The organism is Saccharothrix sp. CB00851 (genome assembly GCF_001905065.1).
Taxonomy (GTDB): domain Bacteria; phylum Actinomycetota; class Actinomycetes; order Mycobacteriales; family Pseudonocardiaceae; genus Actinosynnema.
In genome coordinates this window covers 125,193-147,011 of record NZ_LWLC01000015.1, presented here as the reverse complement: position 1 = coordinate 147,011, position 21,819 = coordinate 125,193, and the positions used below count along the sequence as shown (strand labels likewise).

Genomic DNA, 21,819 nt, shown 5'->3' with positions numbered 1-21,819 from the left:
GAGCGCGCCGAGAAAACTCAGTCGGTCTGGTCCTTCTTGGGATCGACGAGGTTCTTGAGCCCGTTCCACACGAGTTCGGAGTTCAACTTTACAATCGTCTCTTTCGGTACATCCCGGTTTTTCCACCACCAGGCGACCAACGCGTTGCCGGCCCCCTGGATCGACTCCGCGAGTGCGCGGATGGCGCGCTCGCGTTCGAGTTCGCTCGGCAGGTCGAGCGGCGGCATCTTGTGCAGGAGCATGGCCATCGCCTCGGTGGCCATCCGTTCGACCTGGTCGTGCACGTCCTTGGCAGCCTGATCGGCCGGTTTGTCAAGAAAGAGGATGCGCCAACCGGCTTCGTTGTCGGCGATCCAGCTGAAGAACACCTCCGTGGTGCGATGGAAGAGCTCCTCCATCGTGGTGGCGTCCGCCGGGTCGGCCCAGTGGCTGATCAGGGCCCCGGCATGGTGCTGCACAACGCTGATGTACAGGTCCGTCTTGGACTTGAAGTGGTCGTACAACCCCGGCGTGGTGATGCCGGCAGTGCGCGCGATCTTCCGCATGGAGGCCTGGTCGTACCCCCGTGCTGCGAAGACCTCGGTCGCCGCGGCACGGATCACCGCTCCTCGCTCGCTGAACGACAAGCGGGAAGTCGACTGGCCACGCCTCTGCTGCTGCTCGGACATCGGAACGAGCTTAACGCTGAACCTGACACCTGTCAGGTAGGCCTGCTCGTTGTGGCGCAGATCACTATTTCTGGGGTTGCTGGGCACCTGTCTCCGACGTTCCGCCCGATTGACTTGCCCTCCCAGCCTGATTGAACGGGTCTTCGCCGTGGGGCCGAACGGCAAAGCGGCCGCTGCTCCACCTGGTCGGTTTCGCTGCCCCGTGCCGTCAAGCGTGCCGCCGTGAAACCTCGGCGCCACAAGGCTTTTAGTCCACCCACCCTGGATGATCGGCGGGAGTTCACGGCGCTCCTCGTCATCGACCCCGCCAAGGATCTGAGCGCGGGGCTGCCGGGGGACCTCACCCGGAAGATCCGTCGCGATGCCGGCTTCCCGTCATCCGCGCGTAGACCACGATGTTGTCCCGGTAGCTGCCCGCTTTCCGGTCGAAGTGCCCGCCACAGGTGACGAGCCGCAGTTCGGGTCCCTCGACGTGGCCGTATACCGCTTGCGTGGGGAAGCGGTCTTTCGGGTGCTGCTCGACCCGCTGGATCGTGAACGACGCGGCCGAGCCGTCGGCCCGTTCCACTGTTACCTGGTCGTTGGGTCGCAACTCGCGCAGGTCGTGGAACACCCCCTGCCGGCCCTGCCAGTCGACGTGCGCGGCGAGCAGGGCGGGCCCGCTCTCTCCTGGAGTCGGCGAGCCGGTGTACCAGCCAACGGTTCCGGCATCGGCCGGGACTTCCATGGTGCGGTCGGCGCGCAGCCCGAGGTCGACGATGCCGGTGGTGTCGACGCCGATCGCCGGGATGGTCAGCCGCGTAGGGCGAGATGCGCCGAGCACGCCCGTCGACGGTGGGTTCTGCGGTGTGCCCGATGCTGGAGCGAAAGCTGTTCCGGCTGGTTTGTGCGCCGGCGCGGTGAGGGCCGTGTCGGCCGGGTGGACGTCACCGGTGCGCGTCAGAAGCGTCACGCCCAGTGCCGCTGCCATCCCCGCCAGTAGGAACTGCGTGCTCCGGCGGGGATGGCGTCGCGAGCGGTCGCGCATGCGCTAGCTGCTCCTACGTGCACGACGTGCCGCAACAGCGGTAGCGGAGGCGATACCGAGCCCGACGAGCCCGAGGAGCGGCAGGGCGCCCGAGTCGTCGGCGGTCGGGTCAGCCACGGTGGAGCCGTCGCCCGTGTCGATCCCGTTGATGGGCGGCGGCTCGGCAGCCCGGGTCCGGCGGGATGTCGGAACATGGCTGGGCGCCGGGAGGTTCTCGCAAGCGATGCCGTCGTTGTCCGCGTCGAGCTGGTGGTGATTCACCGCGGCGGAATCGAAGAACCGCTGCGCTTCGGCCTGGTTGGCGAAGTCCGCGCAGTCGCGATCTTGTGCGTTCGCGACTCCGACGATCGACAGCGCGGCACATGTCGCAAGAACAGCGCCGCCGGCGAGCCTGGAAAGCAGCATGTCGCACATTCCTTCCATATGTGATGAAGTCGTCTCCGTCGTGAAACAGCTATGACCGGCTGTCCGGCGAGTCCGGAACCGGGTGCTTGACAGTTGGTGGTGTCCAGCCGGGTCGATCACGGGGTGACGTTCGTGGCCTGGTCCTGGTAAAGCCCGGAGGAACACTCGGTGAGGTCGGTCGAGGCGCGTGCGCGGGCGGAGCTGTGACCCCGGCCGTCACGGCCAGGATGGGCGAGACGGCGGTGGTGCACCCCCGCGTATCCGGCGACCTCCTCCCGAACCGACCTCAACCCTGAAGACGCTAACTCGGTCCTTTGCCCGGTTGAAGGCGCCGGCGGTGCGTTCACCCGATCCGTCAGCGCCATGGCCCTAGCAGGGACATGCCACCGCACCGCGGTCGCCGACAGTGCACGGCCGACGCCGCCGATGTGCAGGTCGGCATGTCACCCACCGACCCGCTTGAGCGTGACGGTGCAGCCGAGATGAGAACCTGGACGAACCGCGGTGTCCTTCTTCCACCGAGCCAGGGCGGCGCAGTCCGATTCGGACGAGACAAGGTCCGCAAACCCGGGAGTCGCGCTGTCGGGTGCCCGCTCCGGCGTGGTCACCCGACGGCGTGACCGGCTCGCGTCCAGGCCGATCGCCGGGCACTACCGGTTCTCGCCGTCGAACAGGGTGACCGGGCTTGGCTTTGATACGGGATCCCGATGCGGAACCGTGGCATCCCGGGTACGTCGGTCGGGACATTCCACGCCATTTTGAATCGGGTTGTCCGCAGATTTCGGGATTGAAACCGCAGAGTGGACGAATTGGTCGTCGAGGGATTATCTTCGCGATCGGTTCAGCTCTTTCGTTGACGGAACTTCGAGGGCTGCATGTCGGCAGACAGATCCGGCTCGGTCGGAGCGCGGGAAGTCAGAGGACTCGTAGCGATGTTGCTGGAACGTCCTCGCAAGCTGAGCCGAGCGCTGCCAGTGGTCGTCCTCGTGGGCCCGCGAGGCGCGGGGAAGACGGCGTTGCTGGAGGATGCCGACGCCAGGTACGCCGATCGCGTGCCACGCGTGCTGTTGGACTTCGCGGCGGTGCCTGTCGACATGACTCCAGCGGAGGCGTTCCGCCGCTTGGCCCGAGGGCTTGGCCGGTACTGCCCGCAGTTCGGCAGGTTGCCCTTCCCGTTGGTCGACATCTGCACGGCGGTGAGCGTCGCGGCGGACGGGGCGAGCGGCGCGGAGAGCTCGTTGCCCGGCCAGGACTCGCGCGTGGTGAGCGAACTGGTCCGACCCGTCCTGGACCTGGCACTGGGCTCCAGCCAGTGGCTCTCGGCTGTCGACGCCCTGTTGAAGGTGATCGACATCGCGAACCGGCGGCGGGTGTTGCGGCGGTTGGGGACGGTGTCCCGCGGCCAAGGGGACGCCAGGGACGTCATGGTGGCGCTGCGGGATGCGGTCGGCGATGGGGCCGTCGGCCAGGAAATGGTCGATCGCGTGGTCGCCAGGGCGTTCCGGGCCGACCTGCGGGCGGCTTTCACCGGGTGGTTCGACCGGAACCGGCGGACGGCCAACTGCCTGGTGCTGCTCGACAACGTCCACCTGCCCGCGGGTCGGGAATTCCTGAAGGTGCTCGCCGCCACGGCCGACCGGGGACCGGACCCGATGGCCGTCGTCGCGGCCGGCGGCCAGTGGGATTCGTCGTGGGACGTCCAGTGGCAGCGTCCGGGGATTCCCGCCATGTTGATCGCGGAAGCGGGCAGGGCGGTCACGGCGGCCAGGGCGACCACCGCCGCGGCCACGGTTGCTGTGCGCATGTGCACTCCTTGCTCCGAGCGGCGTAGTTCCGCCGGATTCAACCCCTTCGAACGCCCGGAGGACACCGAACCGCGGTGGTTCACAGATGCCAGGGAACACGGCGTGGTCCTGATGACCGTTCGGGTCGTGGGGGTCCGCGCACGGTATCCGCCCGGTTGCGGTCGCACTACGCTTCGCGTGCACATCCGCGGGTGGGACCCGACACGTTGGAGGCGCGAGCGCGGTGATCCGGATCGATGCCCACCACCACTTCTGGCACCTCTCCGCCCGGCCGCAGGAGTGGCTCGACGATCCGGCCCTGGAACCGATCCGACGTGACTTCGGGCCCGCGGACCTGCGTGCGGTGACCGAACGGGCGGGGGTGGACGCCACCATCCTGGTCCAGGTGCTCCCCGATGTCGACGAGACGGCGGAGTTCCTGGTGCTGGCGGGGGAGTCCGAGCTGGTCGCGGGCGTCGTGGGGTGGGTGGACCTCACCGCGCCGGACGTCGCCGAGCAGCTGGACCGGCTGCGCCGCGGACCGGGCGGCGACCGGCTCGTGGGCGTGCGGCACCTGGTGCAGTCCGAGCCCGACCCGGACTGGCTGGTGCGTGCCGACGTGCTGGCCGGGCTGCGCGCGGTGCGCGACGCCGGGCTCGGCTACGACCTGCTGACGCGACCACACCAGCTGACGGCGGCGCTGGAGGCCGTGCGGGCGGTGCCGGACCTGGTGTTCGTGCTGGACCACCTGTCCAAACCGGACATCGCCGGTCGGGTGCGCCGGCCCTGGGCGGACCGCTTGGCGGCGCTGGCCGCCGAACCGAACGTGGTGGCCAAGGTGTCCGGCCTGGTCACCGAGGCGGACTGGACCCGGTGGACCGCGGCTGACCTGCGGCCTTACGTCGACGTCGCGCTGGAGGCGTTCGGGCCCGATCGGCTCATGGTCGGTTCCGACTGGCCGGTCTGCCTGCTGGCCGCCGACTACGAACGCGTGTTCGCCACCGCGGCGGAACTCCTCGCCGGGTGTTCCGCCGCGGAGCGGGACCAGGTCTTCGGCGGCACGGCCGCCCGCGTCTACCGGTTGGGGAACGGCTGATAGCCATTCGCTGACGTGGCACGATCACCGGCCACAGCCGAACCGCAGGAGCGCCATGAGCAAGGTCCGTGCCCCGTTGTACGTCGAACCGCCGGTGGTAGCCGCCGGTCTGCTGTTCGGCGCGCTCTCGGTCGGCCACCTCGTCGCCCAGTTGGTCGGCGCCGCCGGGATCAGAACGGGGTGGTGCCGGCGGTCCAGGTCTTCGCCCAGTCCGCGCGCATGCCGGTGGCGGCGAGGTCGCCGAAGTCGACACCGGCGAACGGGGCGGCGAGGTAGCGCACCCGGTCGTGTTCCGGGCCGATCCTGCTGACCGTGACCAGCGCGAGCCGGTAGTGGGGCGCGGCGTTCTTGCCGGTGGCGATCTCGTTGTGGGTGAGGTAGAAGTCCTCGGCTCCTTCGATGCGCGCCTTGACCTCGATCCGGATCGACGGACCGCGGTCGGCCGGTACGGACAGGACGTCGTAGCCGGGGTTGTTGAACGCCTGCTCGTGCGGTTCACGTCCCAGCGCGCGTTCGGTGGCGAGGACCAGGTCGATGCCCCGCCGTTCGACGGCCTTGGTCTCCCTGGCCCGGATCGGCGCGTCGGCCGCGATCCCGGTCTCCACCACGTGCAGCGGCAGCATCAGCGCGGCGGTCACGATGAGAGGGGGCTTGGTGGCCAGCTGAGCCTGCCGGTCGAGCAGTGCCAAGCGGTTCTCGCGGCGGACGCGGAGGTCGTGGGCCTTGCGTCGCAGGCCGTCGGCGCTCTCCTTGGGCTTGACGCCGCCGCGCTCCTTCTCCTCCGCGAGGGCCGCCTCCTCCAGCAACCGGTTCGACTCGTCGGTCAGCCGCTGGTCGACGCGCTTGCGGGTCCGCTCGACCTGGGCGAGGCGACGGGGCGCGACCTCCGCCAGGTACTCCTGCACCTGGTGGCCGATGATCCACGACCGGGCCCGGGACTCCGCCTCACCCAGCCAGGGCGCCGTCACGGCCGCGGTGCGCGGCGCGGCGACGCAGTCCAGGTACGGCGCGGGGCCCGCCGGCACGACGTGGCCGTCGGCATCGACGCGCGCGTAGCCGAACCTCCGGGCGACGGAGTCACCGGTGCCGTCCACGACCTCCTCCACGACACCGACCAGCAGTTGCGGCTCATCGACCTCGGGGGAGACCAGGACGGTGCCGCGTTCGAGAGCGGGGCGCAGCTGCGTGGACGTCAGCTCGATCACCGCGTTGTGCAACGGGTGACCGGGGGCCAGCAGGTCGGCACGCGGGCGGCCGTCGACCGCGATGTGATCGAGGTCGAACGTGACGCGCTCGTAGCGGCTCACGACGGGGCCGTGCCTGGTGACCGCGCGGACGGCGGCGGGCACGTGGGTGATCTCGAAACGTCCGCGCTCGCGTTTCACGAGCTTGCCGCCCAACCGCTGGAACGCCTGGCGGAACGCCCACTCCACGTAGTGGGGTTGCAGGCGGCGGGCCCGCGCCTCTTCCACGAGTCGTCGGGTGTGCGCCAGGTCGGCCTCCGACAGGGTGTCGTGGGCGAGTGCGCGTTCCTCGAGGAGCTCTTTGAGGCCGTGGGCGACCGAGCCGTCGATGACCCGCTCCATCCTGGCGCGGGTCTCCGGGAGGTCCCCGTACCGGATGGCCTCGATCAGCAGGTCGCGCAGCGGCGTCTCGTCGAAGGCCGAACCCAGGACGTCGAAGACCTTGCCGCCGTACGCCTTGCGCTGCTCCTCGACCTTCTCCAGCAGGCGGGTGAACACCGCGCCCTCGCGGGTGTTGGCGGCCACGAGGTTCCACAGCCGGCACACCTCGGTCTGGCCGATCCGGTGCACGCGGCCGAACCGCTGCTCGATGCGGTTCGGGTTCCACGGCAGGTCGTAGTTGACCACCAGGTGGGCGGCCTGGAGGTTGAGGCCTTCGCCCGCCGCGTCGGTGGCCAGCAGGACCCGGCAGGCCGGGTTCTTGGTGAACTCCTCGGTGATGGTCCGCCGCTCGGCACGACGGACGCCGCCGTGGATCGCCCGCACCGCCTCGGGCTCGCCGTAGAGCGAGCGGATCTTGCGGGCCAGGTGGTCCAGGGTGTCGCGGTGCTCGGTGAAGATGATCAGCTTGCGCGGTGTCGCGGCACCCGGGTGGATGAGGTCGTTGTCCTCCAGGATCCTGCGCAGCTCGACCCACTTGCGGTCGGTGTCCAGGCCTCGGACCCGGTGCGCGACGCGGATGAGCCGGTCGAGGTCCGCGAGTTCCGCGTCGAGTTCGTGGATCGTGCGCGCCGTGGTGGCCGCGTCCAGCAGCTCCTCCTCGACCCGCTCGACCTCGTCCGCGCTGTGCTCGCCGTCGTCCCAGGCGTCGAGGTCCACGGGGACCGGGTCCTCGGCGGGCACGCGTCCGTTGGCCAGGTCGTCGCGGTGGCGCTTGAGCCGCGCCGCCCGTCGCACCAGGGACTGGTGGATGGCCTGGGGACTGGAGGCCAGGCGTCGCTGGAGCACGGTGAGCGCGAAGCCGACGGTGTTGCGGCGCTTGTCGTCCAGCCGGGCGGCGCGGTTCATCCCCTCGCGCACGTACTCGGTGACCCGCTCGTAGAGGTCCTGCTCCTCGGCGGTGAGCTCGTAGGGCACCGTCTGGGCGATGCGCTCGGGGAACAGCGGCCGACCGTCGAAGGTGAGCAGGTCTTCCTTGACCATGCGGCGCATGAGCCCGGTGGTGTCCGCGTTGTGCAGGCCGGCCTTGAACCTGCCCTCGAAGCCGTCGCGCTCCAGCAGGGTCAGGAAGAGCTGGAAGTCCTCCTCCTTGCCCGAGTGCGGCGTGGCCGTCATCAGCAGCAGGTGGCGGGTGCGGTCGCGCAGGGTCTCGCCGAGCTGGAACCGCCGGGTCTTGGTGAGCTTGCCGCCGAAGTAGTGCGCGCCCATCCGGTGCGCCTCGTCCACGACGACCAGGTCGAACTCGGCGTCGTCGAGCTGCGCGAGCAGGTCGGCGTTGCGCGCGAGCTGGTCCATCCGGGCGATGAGCAGCGGGTACTGCTCGAAGACGCGCACGCCCAGCGCGGCGTCGGCCATGGCCGTGGTGAGCACGTCGAAGCGCAGGCCGAACTTGAGGAAGAGCTCGTCCTGCCACTGGTCGACCAGCCCTCCCGGGGCCACCACCAGGCAGCGCTTCACGTCGTCGCGCAGCAGTAGTTCCTTGATGTACAACCCGGCCATGATCGTCTTGCCCGCGCCCGGGTCGTCGGCGAGGAGGAACCGCAGCGGTGTGCGGTCGAGCAGTTCGCCGTAGACGGCCCGGATCTGGTGGGGCAACGGCTGCACGTCGCTGGTCGCCACCGCCAACATCGGGTCGAACAGCCCGGCGAGGGAGATCCGCTGCGCCTCGGCGGCCAGGCGGAAGTCGTCGGCGTCGGCGTCCAGCGGGCGGCCGCCGGCGTCGGAAGCGGCGAGCTTCACCTCGTCGGTGCGGAAGAGCACCTGCTGGCGCAGCCCTCCGTCGAGGGTCTTGTAGGTCAGCTCCAGAGCGTCGGAGCCGTGCCACTGCGCGGCGATCACCAGGACCGCCTCGCCGGACACCACCCCGGTCACCCGAACCCCGGACACGAGATCCTCGAGCCGCACCCGTCACCTCCAGACCGACCAGCCGCAGACCTACTGCTGACCATCGGGATCGGCACCGCATCCGTTATCGGAGGGGGCGTTCCCGTGCCCGGACGGGTGTCCTACCCTCGGTTGCCCGATCCACCCCCGACCCTTCGGCGAGGCATGGACAAGACAGAGCGCGAAGAAGTCCGCCGCCTCGCGGAGGACTTCAAGCAGTGGACCCGGCGAGCGGCCGAGGTGCGGTCCTGGCGCAGCGCCGTGCTGACCGCGGCCAAGCGCGACGAGCAGGCGCTGGCCGCACGCGGCGTTCACGTCGCACGGTCCGGCCAGACCGCGTGGCGGGTGGTGCCGCTCCAACCGGACGACGCCGCCGTCGTGCGGCGCTTGGCGGAGCGCGCGAACCTGTCGACGCTCACGGCCGACGATCGTGCCCTGGTGAAGGTGCTCACCGAGAACGCACCCCAGACGCTCGCGGAGGTCGCGCCCGCCCTCGGTGTCCGCCGGTTCTTCACCGGTTCGGCCAAGAAGCAGGCGGCCGGCGCCGCCGCCGAACGGTTGCGCCGCCAGCACGCCACGGTGGTCGGGACCGGCGGTCCCGAGCGACTGGAGCGGATCGGCACGTTCACGACGCTGGTCGACGCGGACCGGCTGGGCCTCGACGCGCTGCTCGACCCGGTCCTCGGCCTCGACCTCGTCGCCGGGAACGGCCCGCACGCGGTGATCCTGGAACGGCCGGACTTCGCCGGTCTGCCCGGGGCGTTGGACGACATCGCCTACGTTGTCGCCGGTGAAGCCGCCTATCGCAAGGCCGCGTACGAGGCCGGTGAGGAGGTCCGGCAGGCGGAGGTGCGACGGGTGCTGGAGGGGATGTCCGTGGACGCGCTGCGGACGGCCACCCGCGACCGCCTCAGGCTCGGTCCCCTGTCCGAGGCGGGGATCGGGACCGTGCAGCAGGTGCTGGACCAGGGCATGTCCCTGCAGGGGCTGGTGGGCGTGGGTGAGACCTCGGCGCGGCGCACGCTCGGCGCGGCGCGGACGCTGCGGCGGACCACGTACGAGGAGATGCCCGTCCGCGTCGACATCACCAAGCGCCACCCGGAGGCGACCCGGTTGCTGCGCCGCCTCGCCGAGTGGGACACCTCCCGCCGGACCCGGGGTGCGGCGGCCGACCTGGAGCGGGCCGCCGAACTCGCGCAGCTGGGGAAGGCCATCCAGCGGGACACGAGCCACCTGCTGGTCGTGCCGACGAGATCGGTGCCCGCCGCGGAGCTCGGCGAGGCCGTCCGAACCGTCACCAGGCGTGCCGAGCTGCTGTTCGACACGTCCTCGGCGACTCAGGGCAACGCCGACGCCGACCCGTGGGACGACTTCCTCGCCCGCCCCGCCGACTACTTCGCCATGCTCGCCGAACTCGGCTTCCTCACCGAGGACGAGAAGGCCTCGCACGGCGACCTCCCGGACGAGATCATCGAGGCGGTGCTCGACCAGCCGCTCAGCGGTGAGCACCTGACCGCGTCGCTGCGCGGCTACCAGAGCTTCGCGGCGCGCTTCGCCCTCGTCCAGCGCAAGGTCGTCATCGGTGACGAGATGGGGCTCGGCAAGACCGTCGAGGCGCTCGCCGTCCTCGCCCACCTGCGCAGCGGCGGTGACACCCACTTCCTGGTGATCTGCCCCGCCGCGGTGGTGACCAACTGGGTGCGCGAGGTGGCCGGCAAGTCGAAGTTGTGCGCGCACCGGCTGCACGGGCCGGACCGCGACCGCGCGGCCCACGTCTGGCTGCGTGACGGGGGCGTCGCCGTCACCACGTACGAGAGCCTCAAGTGGGGAGAGTCCGTGCTGCGGCGGGTGCGCGCCCTCGCGTGCGTCGTCGTGGACGAGGCCCACTACATCAAGAACCCGCAAGCCCAGCGCACGATCAGGACGAATCACCTGGTCGGGCGATCGGAGCGGGCGATCTTCCTCACCGGCACGCCGTTGGAGAACAAGGTCGAGGAGTTCCGCAACCTCGTCTCCTACCTGCGGCCGGACCTGAAGGTCGACGCCACGGACCTCTCCCCGAGGGCGTTCCGGCGGCAGGTCGCGCCCGCCTACCTGCGCCGCAACCAGGAGGACGTGCTCACCGAGCTGCCGGAGCTCATCGAGGTGGACGAGTGGCTGCCCCTGTCCTCGGACGACGAGGTCGCCTACCGCACCGCGGTGCGGCAGGGGAACTTCATGCAGATGCGCCAGGCGGCCATGCGGGGGACGAAGTCCGAGAAGGTGCAGCGGCTGGTCGAGATCGTGCGTGAAGCGGAGGAGAACCAGCGGCGGGTCATCGTGTTCTCCTACTTCCGGGAGGTGCTCGACCTGGTCGCCCGATCGCTGCCGGGGCCCGTGTTCGGTCCGCTGACGGGTTCGGTGCCCGCGAGCCGCCGGCAGGAGATGGTGGACGGGTTCTCGTCGTCCAGGCACGGCGCGGTCCTGGTGGCGCAGATCGTGGCAGGCGGCGTGGGGCTGAACATCCAGTCCGCGTCGGTGGTGATCATCTGCGAACCCCAGCTCAAGCCGACCACCGAGACGCAGGCCATCGCGCGTGCCCACCGGATGGGGCAGGTGCAGTCGGTGCAGGTGCACCGGCTGCTGTCCGAGGACGGCGTCGACCAGCGGATCACCGAGTTGCTCGCGGGCAAGAAGCAGCTCTTCGACGACTTCGCCCGGGTCAGTGACATGGCAGGTGCCGCACCGGAGGCCGTCGACCTGTCCGAGGCGGAACTCGTCCAGGAAGTCATCGCCGCCGAGCGCAAGCGGCTGTTCGACCGCGACCGCGCCGAGGCATGAGCGGCGGGTCTGCCCGTGGTGAGGACGCGACGGGCGTAGGGTCCGGGCATGGCCGTCGGTGGGAGCAGGAGGGCACGTGCGGCGCGCAAGCGGAAGCGCCGGATGGAACGCGTCGAGCACGACCTGTCCGCGCAGGAGTGGAACGCGCTCAAGGCGGCGTGGGGTGGGTGCGCTTACTGCGGCGCTGCCGGCGTGCCCCTCCAGAAGGACTGCGTGCAGGCGCTGTCCCGCGGCGGGCGGTACACGCTGGACAACATCGTGCCGGCGTGCGGGTCCTGCAACGCGAGCAAGTGCAACACCGAGGTGACCGGCTGGCTGCGGCGCAAGCGGCTGGACGAGCGGGCGTTCCTGCTCCGGCACGTGGAGGTCAACGCCGAACTGGCGGCGCGGTTCGGGAGCTCGGCGGGCGCGAGTTCTGACGTGTCTCCGGCCTGACGGTCGAGATCCGGTGCGTTGCCGCCCGTGTGCATGATCGACCACAACGGACTGTCCGATGTGGATGGCACGGGGTTCGCGCGGGTAGCGGTCAGCTGACCAGGCCGTGCCGGTACGCGTAGACGACGGCTTGGACGCGGTCGCGCAGGCCGAGCTTGGCGAGGATGCGTGACACGAACGTCTTCACGGTCTCCGGGCTGAGCACCAGGTGGGCGGCGATCTCGCCGTTGGACAGGCCGTCCGCGATGAGGTGCAGGACCTCCAGCTCGCGCGGCGTGAGCGGGGTGTCGTGCGGGGTGGGTGTCGCGGGCCGGATGCGGGTGGCGAACTTGCCGACCAGCTCACGCGTCACGTCGGGGTCGAGCAGCGCCGCGCCCGAGGCCACCGTCCGGATCCCGTGCAGCAGCTGGTCCGGCGGTGCGTCCTTGAGCAGGAACCCGCTGGCTCCGGCCCGCAGCGCCTCGTACACGTACTCGTCCAGGTTGAACGTGGTCACCACGAGCACCTTCACCGGCCGCGGCACGTCGGCGCCCGCGAGCAGCCGGGTGGCGGAGATGCCGTCGAGCACCGGCATGCGGACGTCCATCACCACGACATCGGGTTCCAGCCGGCGCCCGAGGTCGACCGCGGTCTGCCCGTCGCCGCAGTCGCCGACCACTTCGAGGTCGGGTTGGGCGTCGATGATCGTGACGAGCCCCGTGCGGACGAGCACCTGGTCGTCGCAGACGAGGACCCGGATCACGACCGGTGCTCCGCGGGGATGCGGGCGCGCACGTGGAAGCCGCCGTCGGCGCGCTCGCCCGCGCTGAAGTCGCCGCCCAGCACGCCGACCCGCTCGCGCAGCGCGGCCAGGCCGCGTCCGCTGCCGCCGGGGGAGTCGGTCGGAGCGGCGGCGGGGTCCGTGCCGACCTCCACGGTGATCTCCCGTTCGCCGTGGTGGACCCGGACGCAGGTGCGGCTGCCGCGGGCGTACTTGAGGGCGTTGGTCAGCGCTTCCTGCACGACCCGGTACGCCACCGGGCCCGCGCTGCCGCTCGGCTCCGCGGTGCCGTTCTCGGTGAACTCGACCGGCTGGCCGGCACGGCGGGTCCGCTCCACGAGCGTGCGCAAATCGTCGGCGGGCGGCGTGCCGTGGTCGGGGTTGAGCACGTCGAGCAGGTGCCGGAGGTCGGTGAGGGCCTGCCGCCCGGTGTCGGTGACGGCGGTGAGCGACTCGTCGAGCCGCTCCGGTTTCGCGGTCAGGTACCGGGCGGCCTCGGCCTGCACGACCATCGCCGTCACGTGGTGCGTCACGACGTCGTGCAGCTCGCGGGCGATACGGGTGCGCTCGGCGGTGCGGGTGTCCTCGGCGATCCGACGCCGCCGCTCGGCCTCCGCGACCCTGGTGGCGCGCAGCCACGACCCGAGGGCCCACAGCAGCACCAGCACCAGGTAGAACGTCACGAACTCGGTCAACGGCTCGCCGCCGCCCGACAAGGGGAACAGGGACGCGAGCACCACGTACACCGCCGAGAACGCGACCGCGGCGAGCCGCCGCCCCCGCTCCAGCCGTGCCGCCGTGGTGAACACCACGATCGCGAGCGCCGCTCCCGCGAACGTGTGGTAGCCGCGCAGCTGGTCGACCGCGAACCCCAGTGAGATCGCGGCGAGGGACGCGACCGGCCACCGGCGGCACGTGGCGAGGGGAACGGATTGCAGGGTGATGGCGACGAGGGCCAGTGCGTCGAACGGGCGGTCCGGCACGCCACCGAGCCGCGTGCCCTGCGCGTGGAGCGCGGGCAAGAGCGATCCCGCGAAGAGCGCCAAGCCGGTCAGGGGGTACCAGAGCGTGTGCCGGCGCCAGAGCTCCGGGACCCGCCGAACTCCGATCACCGGACCGAGCTTAGGCGCTTGGAAGCCTGAAAGCTTCGAAAGCCTGGAAAGATCAAAAGACTCTTGAAGCTTCTCAGGGGTTCATCGTGAAGGTCGTTGCCCCGCGCCGGCCCGATTCCCTATCCTGCGCGGGACAAGGGGCATTCCTCCTGTCATCACCACTTCGACTGGGGGACCCTTTGCGTACTTCCCGTGGCGTTGGAGCCTGCGTTGCCGCGCTGCTCGTAGCGTCGACACTGGTAGGCGGTGCGCCTGCCGCCATGGCGGCGGAGCCGCCCGCCGCGCCGTACACGGCGTTCACGGCGCACTTCGCGGGCTGGGGCTACATCGACGGGAACTTCTCGTACGAGAGATCCCGGAGCACGGTGAACGTATACCAGCAGAACGCGAACGGCTACGCGTTGTCGATGATGGCGTCCACCACCGGCCACCACCACAGCTTCAACGTGTCGCCGCCGAACGGGACGCGGTTCGAGGCGGGTCGGTCGTACCCGGCGCAGACCGGCTTCTACACCTCCGACTCGGTGACCATCTTCAACATCGGCGGCGACGGCCAGGGGTGCGAGGGCGCGGCGGCGACCTCGGGCACGCTCAACGTCCACGAGGCCGTCTACGACGAGAGCAACGGGCAGTTCACCGCGTTCGCGGCCGACTACTCGATGCAGTGCGGCAGCGCGGGCCGGGTCGCCAAGGGTGAGATCCGGTTCCAGTCCAGCATCGGCTACCAGGCCACCGACAGCTGGGCCTACCGCCTGCAGTTCGGGCGCCAGCCGGCGGACCAGCAGGGCACGCCGATGGAGGTCCCGGTCGAGGTGAACGGCACCCTGCCGACGACCTTCGGCGAGGCGTCGCTGTCGGGCGCGGACCCCGCCGCCTTCCGGATCACGGGGAACACCTGCTCGGGGAACACCCTGTCCTACGGGCAGAAGTGCGCGCTGACCATCACGCCGACGGCCACCGAGCTCGGTGAGCAGACGGCGGTGCTGACGCTGCTGGAGGACTCCGTCGCGGGCAGCGTCAGGCGCCTGCTGTCGCTGGAGGGCTACGACGCCCGCACCGACGAGGGCACCTACTACCCGCTCTCACCCAGCCGCGTGCTGGACACCCGTTCCGGTCTCGGCGCGCCCGTGGCGAGGGTCGGTTCGGGCCAGGCGCTCCGCCTGCAGCTGACCGGCCGGGGCGGTGTGCCGGTTGAGGCGTCGACCGTCGTGCTCAACGTGACCGTCACCGAACCCGTCGGCTCGGGCCACATCTCCGTCTACCCCACCGGCGTGCCACGGCCGACCGTCTCCTCGCTGAACTACACGCCCGGCTGGACCGGGGCCAACTCGGTCACGGTGAAGGTGGGCGCGGACGGCGCGGTCAACCTCTACAACCACGGTGCGGCCGTCCACCTCGTCGCCGACGTCAACGGCTACTACTCCAAGGGTCGCCCCTGCTGCCAGGGGTACATGGGCGGGCAGTACCAGGCGCTGGCCAGGCCGGTGCGCCTGGCCGACACCCGTGAGTGGGGCAACGGCCGGCTGCCGGCGGGCTACTACATCAACGTGACCGCGGACTGGGGCGACGACATCAACTGGAGGATCCGGGCGTTCGCGGTCAACATCACCGCCACCGAGCCGAAGGCCGCGGGCTTCCTCACCGCGTGGAACGGCAACAAGGACAACCTGCCGAACACGTCCGCGCTGAACTACGCGGCCAACACCACCGTGACGAACTTCGCCGTGGTGCCGAGCGCGAACTGTTACAACTGCGGGAAGGTCCTGCCGGGAATCGGCGTCTACACCAGCCAGGACACCCACGTCATCGTGGACATCGTCGGTTTCTACGACGACGCCTCCCTGCCGGGCGGGCTGCGCTTCGAGCCCATCGTGCCCAGTCGGATCGCCGACACCCGCACGGGTCAGGGCTGGCCGTCCGCGCTCGGCCCGGCCACCACCGCGACCATCGTCGCGCCCGACTCCCTCGTCCACGACCAGACCTGGGCGCTGGCGACCAACGTGACCGCCGTCGAGCCGACTGCGGCGACCTACCTGACCGTGTGGCCCGCCGGCTACACCGGGATCACCCGCCCCAACACGTCCAACCTCAACCCGGCCGCCGGGACGGTCGTGCCCAACGCCGTGCAGACCATGATCGGCCCCGATTACGGTTTCCACGTCTACAACAACGCCGGCCGCAGCCACGTCCTGGTGGACGTGGTGGGCACCTTCTACGACGCCTCGCCGTCGTCGGGCTCAGCCGAGCCCACGTCCCGCACCGCCTCGGCGGACACGTCCGACCGGGCCCGGGTGGCACCCCTGCCGACCCCGAAGGTCCAACCGCTGAGCCGTCCCCGCCCCGCGTAGTTCCCCGGCTGACGGGGCCGGCCACCACCGGCCCCGTCAGCCGTCCGCGATCAGTCGGGCAGGGCGGCCCGCAGCGCCTTGGCCGCACCGGCGGGACCGGCTCCGCGCACGGCAGGCTGGTCGAGCGTGACGGCTCGCGCGACCGTCGCTTCGGCACGGCCGTCGGCAGAGCCGGGTCACGCCGGTCCTCGGGCCCCGTGAGGGCCGTCCAGGAGGCGTACTACTCGGGACTGCCAAGAGATGTCCGCCATCGGGTCGGGCAACTGGGCCCGGCTGACCGGTCGGTGCGAGCACACCGGCTGAGGAGTCACCGGCGATCGGCCGCCGCGGCGGCGTAGCGGCGGGCCAGGTGTGCGAAGGCGTCCTTGAGCTCGGTCGGCCCGACGACCTCGATGTCGGCGTCGAACCGGCCGATGGCCGCGGCCAGTCCCGGCCAGGACCACGAGGCCAGGACGAGCCGGCAGCGGTCCGGGCCGAGTTCCTCGACCACCCCGTCGTGGACGAACGGTGACACCTCGGCGGCCGGGAGGTCGAGGATCACCTCGCCGCGACAGGGCAGGCCGCCGGAGAACCTCGTGGCGATGAAGGTGGCCACGTCCCCGCCGGGCAGGTCGCGCGGGGTGAAGCGGGGGCCGGTGGGCGTGCGCGGCGTGATCCGGTCGGCGCGGAAGGTGCGCCAGTCGTCGCGGTCGAGGTCCCAGGCGACGAGGTACCAGCGACCGCCCCAGGTGACGAGGTGGTGGGGTTCCGCCCGGCGCGGTGCGGCCGGGACGTCGTCAATCGCGGTGGCGTAGTCGAAGCGCAGCACCTCGCGGGCGTGGACGGCGCCGCTGATGGCCATCAGCACGGCACCGTCGAGCGGCGCGGCCCGTTCGACGGCGGTGACCTGGACGGTGTCGATGCGGTGGCGCAGCCGTGCGGGCATGACCTGCCGGACGGTGTGCAGCGCTCGCGCCGCCGCCTCCTCGATGCCGGCGCCGGTGGTGGTGGCGATCCGGAGCGCCACGGCCAGGGCGACGGCCTGCTCGTCGTCGAACAGCAGCGGCGGCAGCTCCGATCCCGCGCCGAGCCGGTAGCCGCCGTCCGGGCCCTTCGTGGTCACGATGGGGTAGCCCAGCTCGCGCAGGCGGTCGACGTCGCGGCGGACCGTGCGGGGGCTGACCGCCAGTCGGTCGGCCAGCTGCGTCCCCGGCCAGTCCCGGCGCGCCTGCAGCAGCGACAGCAGTGCGAGCAGTCGGGCTGAGGTCTTCGGCATGTGCTGCAGTCTGCCCGGAGAAGAGGACACACCCTGGCCGCTTCCCCTGCGACGGTGGGTCTCACATCAGAACCACGTCCGAGGAGCGACCTTGTCCGTCACGACCACTACCCACCTGAACTTCCGCGGCGACGCGCGTGCGGCGCTGGAGTTCTACCAGTCCGTGTTCGGCGGTGACCTCGCAGTCGTCACGTACTCCGACGCCGGGAGCGTCGGGGAGGAGTCCGAGGCCGACCTGGTGATGTGGGGCCAGGTGCGCGCCGGGAACGGCTTCCACGTCATGGCCTACGACGTGCCGTCGCGCCTGGGCTACGACCAGGGCGAGAACTCGTTCATCGTCTCCGTGCGCGGCGAGACCGCCGATGAGGTCACCGCCTACTGGGAGAAGCTCGCCACCGCCTCGACCGTCGTCGTCCCGCTGGGCCCGGCCGGCTGGGCTCCGGCCTACGGCATGCTGCGGGACCGATTCGGCGTCGTCTGGGTCGTCGACGTCGTCAGCGACCACAACGGCTGATCGCCTGCCGGGAACATGCTCGAAGACGCCCGTCCGGCTGAGCCCTGACCAGCACGGAGCCCCGCTCGGCCTACCACGGCGGAGCGGGGCTCTGCGCTGGTCAGGTGAGGAGGTCGTGCCGGCTACTCCTCGACCACATCCTCAAGCCAGGTGCAGTCGGTGTCCGGCGATGGTGTCAGGAGGGTTGCCGGCCTACCCACTCGGCGAGGTGGACCGCAGCCGCCCTGGCTGTTTCCGCCGCTTCGTCGGCCGCGCACATCGCCTCGGACGCCGCCTTCACGGCGGCCTGTGCCCGCTCGGCGGCGTCACCTGCGCGCTGCGCAGCGGCGTAGGCGACCTCAGCCGGGTCATCGGCCCCGGCTTGCTGTGCCGCGTTGGCTGTCTCCCGCGCGAGCGCTGCGGCGGTACGTGCTTGGGCTCCCGCGTGGAAGGCGTTCTCCAGCACGGCTTCCGCGGCCTCGACGTGCGCCATGTCGTCCAGTGCCGCCGTTGCCTGTTCCCGGAGCGTCCGCACGTGCGATTCACGCACCACGATCTCGATGCCGTCACCGATCCTCAGGAACGCCACCTTGTCCAGGCTGCCGCGAAGGTCGATCGACACGTTGTCGTCCAGTTCCAAGCCAAGGCTCCGCACGACTTGATCCTGTCCCCAAGTCACGCCTTCACCACTTTCCCGCCCAGACTCGCGTTCGTCGTCACGGGTTGTTTCCTCTCTTGATTCGGTCGGTTGCCACGGCCACGGCACTCACCCTGCGTCCTCGACCGCGTCGGCGGGCTTCCCGCCGACCATCAGCACGGTCACGTCGGAGGTCGACAGCATCAGCGACTGGCCGGTCCGGTCGATCAGCACGGGGAACGTGCAGGACCGCCAGCAGCCCTCGTACGGCTGGACCGTGCCCAGGCGACCGTCGCGCATCACCACGCGCGTTCCCGGCCTGGGCCGTCCACTCGTGCCGGAGTGGTGCTCGTCCCACCACCGAGACGGGTTGGCGCCCATCCCGCCGATTTCGGCCACGGGCGCGTCCTCTCGTGTTCCAAGGCGGGTGAATCCGGTGCTGATCGGCGTAGGGCACTGCGGAAGCCGCATCACGTCAACGCCTGACCAATATTGGCGCACTGTGCCAAAGAGGTCCAGTACACCGATCGGTGGACTATTGGCTACGGTCTGTACGGCGATGGAGGTGCCACTTGGACGAGCTTGAGGGCGTGAGCGCAACGCTTGCGGCAAGGCGTCTCGGCTTGAGGCTGCGCGAGTTGCGTGGACGGGTCGACACGCTGCGGGTGGTCGACGTCGCCAAGGCGGCGGGGTTGAGCCAACCGACGTGGAGCCAGGTCGAGACCGGTGTGGCGATCCCGTCGGCTGACCACCTGGCTGCGGCGGCGAAGAAGCTGGAGGCGACGGAGAGCGAGCTTTCCGGGCTGATGGCGTTGCGCGAACGCGCCAAGCGGCGCGAGTGGTGGCACGACTACGACGACATCGCCTCACCCGCACTGCTGAAGCTGATCGGTTACGAAGCATCCGCCTCCGAGATCCGGATGTGCACCAGCGGCTGGGTGCCGGGACTGCTGCAGACCGACGATTGGGCGCGGGCGGCGATCAACCTGCCGGGTGCCAAGACGCGACCGGAGAACATCGATCGCGCCGTGGAGTTGCGGATGCGCCGGAGGGACGTGCTGATGAATCCGCAGGTTCACCTCCACGCCATCTGCGGCGAAGAGGCCGTTCGGTACCGACCCGGAGGTCGTCAGGTGCAAGTCGCTCAGCTCCGACACCTGCTGGAGATGGGCGAGGCCGACAACGTCACCTTCCAGATCGTGCCGTTCACCGCCGGGCTGCACCTGGGACACTCATCTCCGTACTCCCTGCTGGAGTTCGGAGCCGAGGACCCGCCGATGTTCCACCAGGAGCACGCGGCGGACGCGACGCTGAGCGACAACCCTGCCAGCGTGCGCAGGTGGAAGTACGTCTTCGGTGAGCTGGTGAAGATGGCGTTGCCCGTCGACGACAGTCGGCGGCTCGTCGAGACGATCTTGAAGGAGTAGGGGATGGAAGCTGTGCTGGCGACGTCGACCTGGCGCAAGTCGTCGCGTTCGACGCCGGACAATTCGTGTGTTGAGGTCGCCCGACCCGCCTCTGCGCGGGACATCGTCGGGCTGCGGGACTCCAAGAACCCGGACGCAGGACACATCACCGTGTCGGCCACCGCGTTCGCCGCGTTCCTGGGTGACGTCGTGCGCTGACCCGCGCCGGCGACGTACGACACCCCGGAGTCCCGGTACCGACTTCGGGGACTCTGTTGGCGAATCCGCTCCGTCGCCGTTGGACGACGGGGCGGAGCGCTGTGCACCACCGGCTCAGATGTCCCGGAACGTGCCGATCTCCGCGCCGAGCTGGTTGAGCCGGTCGGCGAGCTGCTCGTAGCCGCGGTTGATGACGTAGACGTTGCGCAGCACCGAGGTGCCCTTCGCGGCGAGCATCGCCAGCAGCACGACGACCGCCGGGCGCAGTGCGGGCGGGCAGATCACCTCCGCGCCGGACCAGTGGGTCGGACCCTCGACGTAGACGCGGTGCGGGTCGAGGAGGGTGACCTTGGCGCCCAGCTTGGTCAGCTCGGTCAGGTACAGCGCCCGGTTCTCGTACACCCAGTCGTGGATCAGGGTCGAGCCCTGCGCGGTGGCCGCGATGAGGGCGAAGAACGGCAGGTTGTCGATGTTCAGGCCGGGGAACGGCATCGGGTGGATCTTGTCGATCGGCGCGCGGAGCGTCGAGGGCCGCACGGTGAGGTCGACCAGCCTGGTCCGCTTGTTGGCCGCCGCGTACTCGGCGGTGCGGTCGTAGTCCAGGCCCATCTCCTCCAGCAGCGCGAGCTCGATCTCCAGGAACTCGATGGGCACCCGCCGGACGGTGATCTCCGAGGACGTGACGATCGCGGCCGAGATCAGGCTCATGGCCTCGATCGGGTCCTCGGAGGGGGAGTAGTCGATGTCCCGGTCGATCCGGTCGACGCCGTGCACGGTGAGGGTCGTGGTGCCGACCCCCTCGATGCGCACGCCCAGCTCGCCGAGGAAGAAGCACAGGTCCTGCACCATGTAGTTGGGGCTGGCGTTGCGGATGACGGTGACGCCGTCGCGGCGTGCGGCGGCCATCAGCGCGTTCTCCGTGACGGTGTCGCCGCGCTCGGTCAGCACGATCGGGCGCTGCGGCCGCACCGCGCGATCCACCTCGGCCTGGTACCTCCCGGCCGCCGCCTTGACCTCCAAGCCGAACGGCCGCAGCGCCACCATGTGCGGCTCCACCGTCCGCGTGCCCAACGCGCACCCGCCCGCGTAGGGCAGGTCGAAGCTGTCCTGGTGGTGGATCAGCGGCCCCAACATCATGATGATGCTCCGCGTGCGCCGGGCGGCCTCGACGTCGATGGCGGCCAGGTCCAGCTTCTTCGGTGGCACCACCTCCAGGTCGTTGTCGTCGTTGAGCCACCGCGTGCGCACGCCGATGCTGTCGAGCACTTCGAGGATGCGGTTGACCTCCTCGATGCGGGCGACCTTGCGCAGGGTGGTGCGCCCGGCGTTGAGCAGCGAGGCGCACAGCAGCGCGACCCCGGCGTTCTTGCTCGTCTTGACGCTGATGGAACCGGACAGCGTCCGACCGCCCGTGACGCGAAGGTGTGTCGGCGCCGCCTGCCCGAGCGAGACGATGCCGGAGTCCAGGGCTTCGCTGATCCGCGACAGCATCTCCATGCTGAGGTTCTGGTTGCCGTGCTCGATCCGGTTGATCGCGCTCTGGCTGGTCGACACGGCGGCCGCCAGCTGCGCCTGGGTCCAGCCCCGGTGCCTGCGCGAGTCGCGGATGAGGTTGCCGATCTGGGTCAGGTAGGGCTTGGCGCCGTCGCGATCGTGGGTCACGGCGGGCAGGTTATCTCATATATGAGATACGCGAGCGTCCGGCAGTCTCCTGTCAGCGGTGCTGAAGCGTTGGTGGAACTCACCAGTCGGGAGAGGTGGTGTGGCCGGAGATTTCTTCGACGTTTT

At 70.3% G+C, this 21,819-nt stretch carries 18 protein-coding genes; 8 read left to right on the top strand and 10 right to left on the bottom strand.

Translation table 11 applies throughout. The annotated features are described in order from the left end of the window. Nucleotides 1-17: 17 nt before the first annotated feature. The 3 genes from A6A25_RS17285 to A6A25_RS17275 form a co-directional block, all read right to left on the bottom strand. Entirely contained in the window at nucleotides 18-668 is a 651-nt protein-coding gene (locus A6A25_RS17285; protein ID WP_083668419.1) for a TetR/AcrR family transcriptional regulator, read from the bottom strand. A 340-nt stretch (nucleotides 669-1,008) separates the two neighbouring features. After that, nucleotides 1,009-1,638 (bottom strand): class F sortase, encoded by a 630-nt coding sequence (locus A6A25_RS17280; protein WP_241828763.1) that lies wholly within the window; start codon nucleotides 1,636-1,638, stop codon nucleotides 1,009-1,011. 60 nt (nucleotides 1,639-1,698) lie between these two features. Continuing rightward, complete coding sequence (locus tag A6A25_RS17275; RefSeq protein WP_073891296.1) at nucleotides 1,699-2,100, bottom strand: excalibur calcium-binding domain-containing protein; 402 nt, start codon at nucleotides 2,098-2,100, stop codon at nucleotides 1,699-1,701. 932 nt (nucleotides 2,101-3,032) lie between these two features. Between A6A25_RS17275 and A6A25_RS17270 the strand changes: the two genes are divergently transcribed. Further along, nucleotides 3,033-4,223, top strand: coding sequence for a hypothetical protein (locus A6A25_RS17270; RefSeq protein WP_143193221.1), 1,191 nt, complete (start codon nucleotides 3,033-3,035; stop codon nucleotides 4,221-4,223). Next, complete coding sequence (locus A6A25_RS17265) at nucleotides 4,132-4,980, top strand: amidohydrolase family protein (protein WP_073891293.1); 849 nt, start codon at nucleotides 4,132-4,134, stop codon at nucleotides 4,978-4,980. The genes A6A25_RS17270 and A6A25_RS17265 overlap by 92 nt, the downstream gene beginning before the upstream one ends. A gap of 170 nt (nucleotides 4,981-5,150) precedes the next feature. Here A6A25_RS17265 and A6A25_RS17260 read toward each other — a convergent pair whose 3' ends face one another. Beyond that, nucleotides 5,151-8,567, bottom strand: coding sequence for a helicase-related protein (locus A6A25_RS17260; RefSeq protein ID WP_073891244.1), 3,417 nt, complete (start codon nucleotides 8,565-8,567; stop codon nucleotides 5,151-5,153). A 144-nt stretch (nucleotides 8,568-8,711) separates the two neighbouring features. On the opposite strand from A6A25_RS17260, the gene A6A25_RS17255 reads away from it, so the two are divergent. Both A6A25_RS17255 and A6A25_RS17250 read left to right on the top strand, forming a co-directional pair. Continuing rightward, complete coding sequence (locus A6A25_RS17255; RefSeq protein WP_073891242.1) at nucleotides 8,712-11,366, top strand: DEAD/DEAH box helicase; 2,655 nt, start codon at nucleotides 8,712-8,714, stop codon at nucleotides 11,364-11,366. A gap of 48 nt (nucleotides 11,367-11,414) precedes the next feature. Next, a complete protein-coding gene (locus A6A25_RS17250; RefSeq protein ID WP_198932740.1) occupies nucleotides 11,415-11,801 on the top strand; it encodes an HNH endonuclease in 387 nt (128 codons plus the stop codon). Nucleotides 11,802-11,892: 91 nt separating this feature from the next. On the opposite strand, the gene A6A25_RS17245 is transcribed toward A6A25_RS17250, so the two are convergent. Next, complete coding sequence (locus tag A6A25_RS17245) at nucleotides 11,893-12,543, bottom strand: response regulator (protein ID WP_073891238.1); 651 nt, start codon at nucleotides 12,541-12,543, stop codon at nucleotides 11,893-11,895. Further along, a complete protein-coding gene (locus tag A6A25_RS17240; protein ID WP_073891236.1) occupies nucleotides 12,540-13,673 on the bottom strand; it encodes a sensor histidine kinase in 1,134 nt (377 codons plus the stop codon). Before A6A25_RS17240 ends, A6A25_RS17245 begins: the two co-directional genes overlap by 4 nt. A gap of 260 nt (nucleotides 13,674-13,933) precedes the next feature. Here A6A25_RS17240 and A6A25_RS17235 point away from each other — a divergent pair, with 260 nt between their 5' ends. Further along, on the top strand, nucleotides 13,934-16,021 hold the full coding sequence (locus A6A25_RS17235) for a hypothetical protein (RefSeq protein ID WP_073891234.1): 2,088 nt from the start codon (nucleotides 13,934-13,936) through the stop codon (nucleotides 16,019-16,021). Between the two features lie 307 nt (nucleotides 16,022-16,328). Here the strand turns inward: A6A25_RS17235 and A6A25_RS17230 are convergent, their stop codons facing one another. After that, the gene (locus A6A25_RS17230; protein WP_073891231.1) at nucleotides 16,329-17,276 is read right to left on the bottom strand and encodes a helix-turn-helix transcriptional regulator; all 948 of its coding nucleotides are present in this window, start codon (nucleotides 17,274-17,276) and stop codon (nucleotides 16,329-16,331) included. A 91-nt stretch (nucleotides 17,277-17,367) separates the two neighbouring features. Between A6A25_RS17230 and A6A25_RS17225 the strand changes: the two genes are divergently transcribed. Beyond that, nucleotides 17,368-17,790 (top strand): VOC family protein, encoded by a 423-nt coding sequence (locus A6A25_RS17225; protein WP_073891229.1) that lies wholly within the window; start codon nucleotides 17,368-17,370, stop codon nucleotides 17,788-17,790. A gap of 175 nt (nucleotides 17,791-17,965) precedes the next feature. On the opposite strand, the gene A6A25_RS17220 is transcribed toward A6A25_RS17225, so the two are convergent. Beyond that, nucleotides 17,966-18,409: a hypothetical protein gene (locus A6A25_RS17220; RefSeq protein WP_143193220.1), complete on the bottom strand. Its 444-nt coding sequence runs from the start codon at nucleotides 18,407-18,409 to the stop codon at nucleotides 17,966-17,968. A 126-nt stretch (nucleotides 18,410-18,535) separates the two neighbouring features. Beyond that, the gene (locus tag A6A25_RS43075) at nucleotides 18,536-18,805 is read right to left on the bottom strand and encodes a hypothetical protein (RefSeq protein WP_143193219.1); all 270 of its coding nucleotides are present in this window, start codon (nucleotides 18,803-18,805) and stop codon (nucleotides 18,536-18,538) included. 191 nt (nucleotides 18,806-18,996) lie between these two features. Here A6A25_RS43075 and A6A25_RS17215 point away from each other — a divergent pair, with 191 nt between their 5' ends. Both A6A25_RS17215 and A6A25_RS17210 read left to right on the top strand, forming a co-directional pair. Continuing rightward, nucleotides 18,997-19,833: a DUF5753 domain-containing protein gene (locus A6A25_RS17215; RefSeq protein ID WP_158073751.1), complete on the top strand. Its 837-nt coding sequence runs from the start codon at nucleotides 18,997-18,999 to the stop codon at nucleotides 19,831-19,833. A gap of 3 nt (nucleotides 19,834-19,836) precedes the next feature. After that, nucleotides 19,837-20,031: a DUF397 domain-containing protein gene (locus A6A25_RS17210; protein ID WP_073891223.1), complete on the top strand. Its 195-nt coding sequence runs from the start codon at nucleotides 19,837-19,839 to the stop codon at nucleotides 20,029-20,031. A 114-nt stretch (nucleotides 20,032-20,145) separates the two neighbouring features. Here A6A25_RS17210 and A6A25_RS17205 read toward each other — a convergent pair whose 3' ends face one another. Next, nucleotides 20,146-21,693: a helix-turn-helix domain-containing protein gene (locus tag A6A25_RS17205; RefSeq protein ID WP_073891221.1), complete on the bottom strand. Its 1,548-nt coding sequence runs from the start codon at nucleotides 21,691-21,693 to the stop codon at nucleotides 20,146-20,148. Nucleotides 21,694-21,819 lie beyond the last annotated feature (126 nt).

Excerpts from the sequence above, each read along its gene's own strand:
- A6A25_RS17230 (WP_073891231.1), bottom strand. The coding sequence starts at position 17,276 with ATGCCGAAGACCTCAGCCCGACTGCTCGCACTGCTGTCGCTGCTGCAG.
- A6A25_RS17235 (WP_073891234.1), top strand. The coding sequence starts at position 13,934 with ATGGCGGCGGAGCCGCCCGCCGCGCCGTACACGGCGTTCACGGCGCAC.
- A6A25_RS17280 (WP_241828763.1), bottom strand. The coding sequence starts at position 1,638 with ATGGCAGCGGCACTGGGCGTGACGCTTCTGACGCGCACCGGTGACGTC.
- A6A25_RS17255 (WP_073891242.1), top strand. The coding sequence starts at position 8,712 with ATGGACAAGACAGAGCGCGAAGAAGTCCGCCGCCTCGCGGAGGACTTC.
- A6A25_RS17210 (WP_073891223.1), top strand. The coding sequence starts at position 19,837 with ATGGAAGCTGTGCTGGCGACGTCGACCTGGCGCAAGTCGTCGCGTTCG.
- A6A25_RS17285 (WP_083668419.1), bottom strand. The coding sequence starts at position 668 with ATGTCCGAGCAGCAGCAGAGGCGTGGCCAGTCGACTTCCCGCTTGTCG.
- A6A25_RS17250 (WP_198932740.1), top strand. The coding sequence starts at position 11,415 with ATGGCCGTCGGTGGGAGCAGGAGGGCACGTGCGGCGCGCAAGCGGAAG.
- A6A25_RS17270 (WP_143193221.1), top strand. The coding sequence starts at position 3,033 with ATGTTGCTGGAACGTCCTCGCAAGCTGAGCCGAGCGCTGCCAGTGGTC.
- A6A25_RS17275 (WP_073891296.1), bottom strand. The coding sequence starts at position 2,100 with ATGCTGCTTTCCAGGCTCGCCGGCGGCGCTGTTCTTGCGACATGTGCC.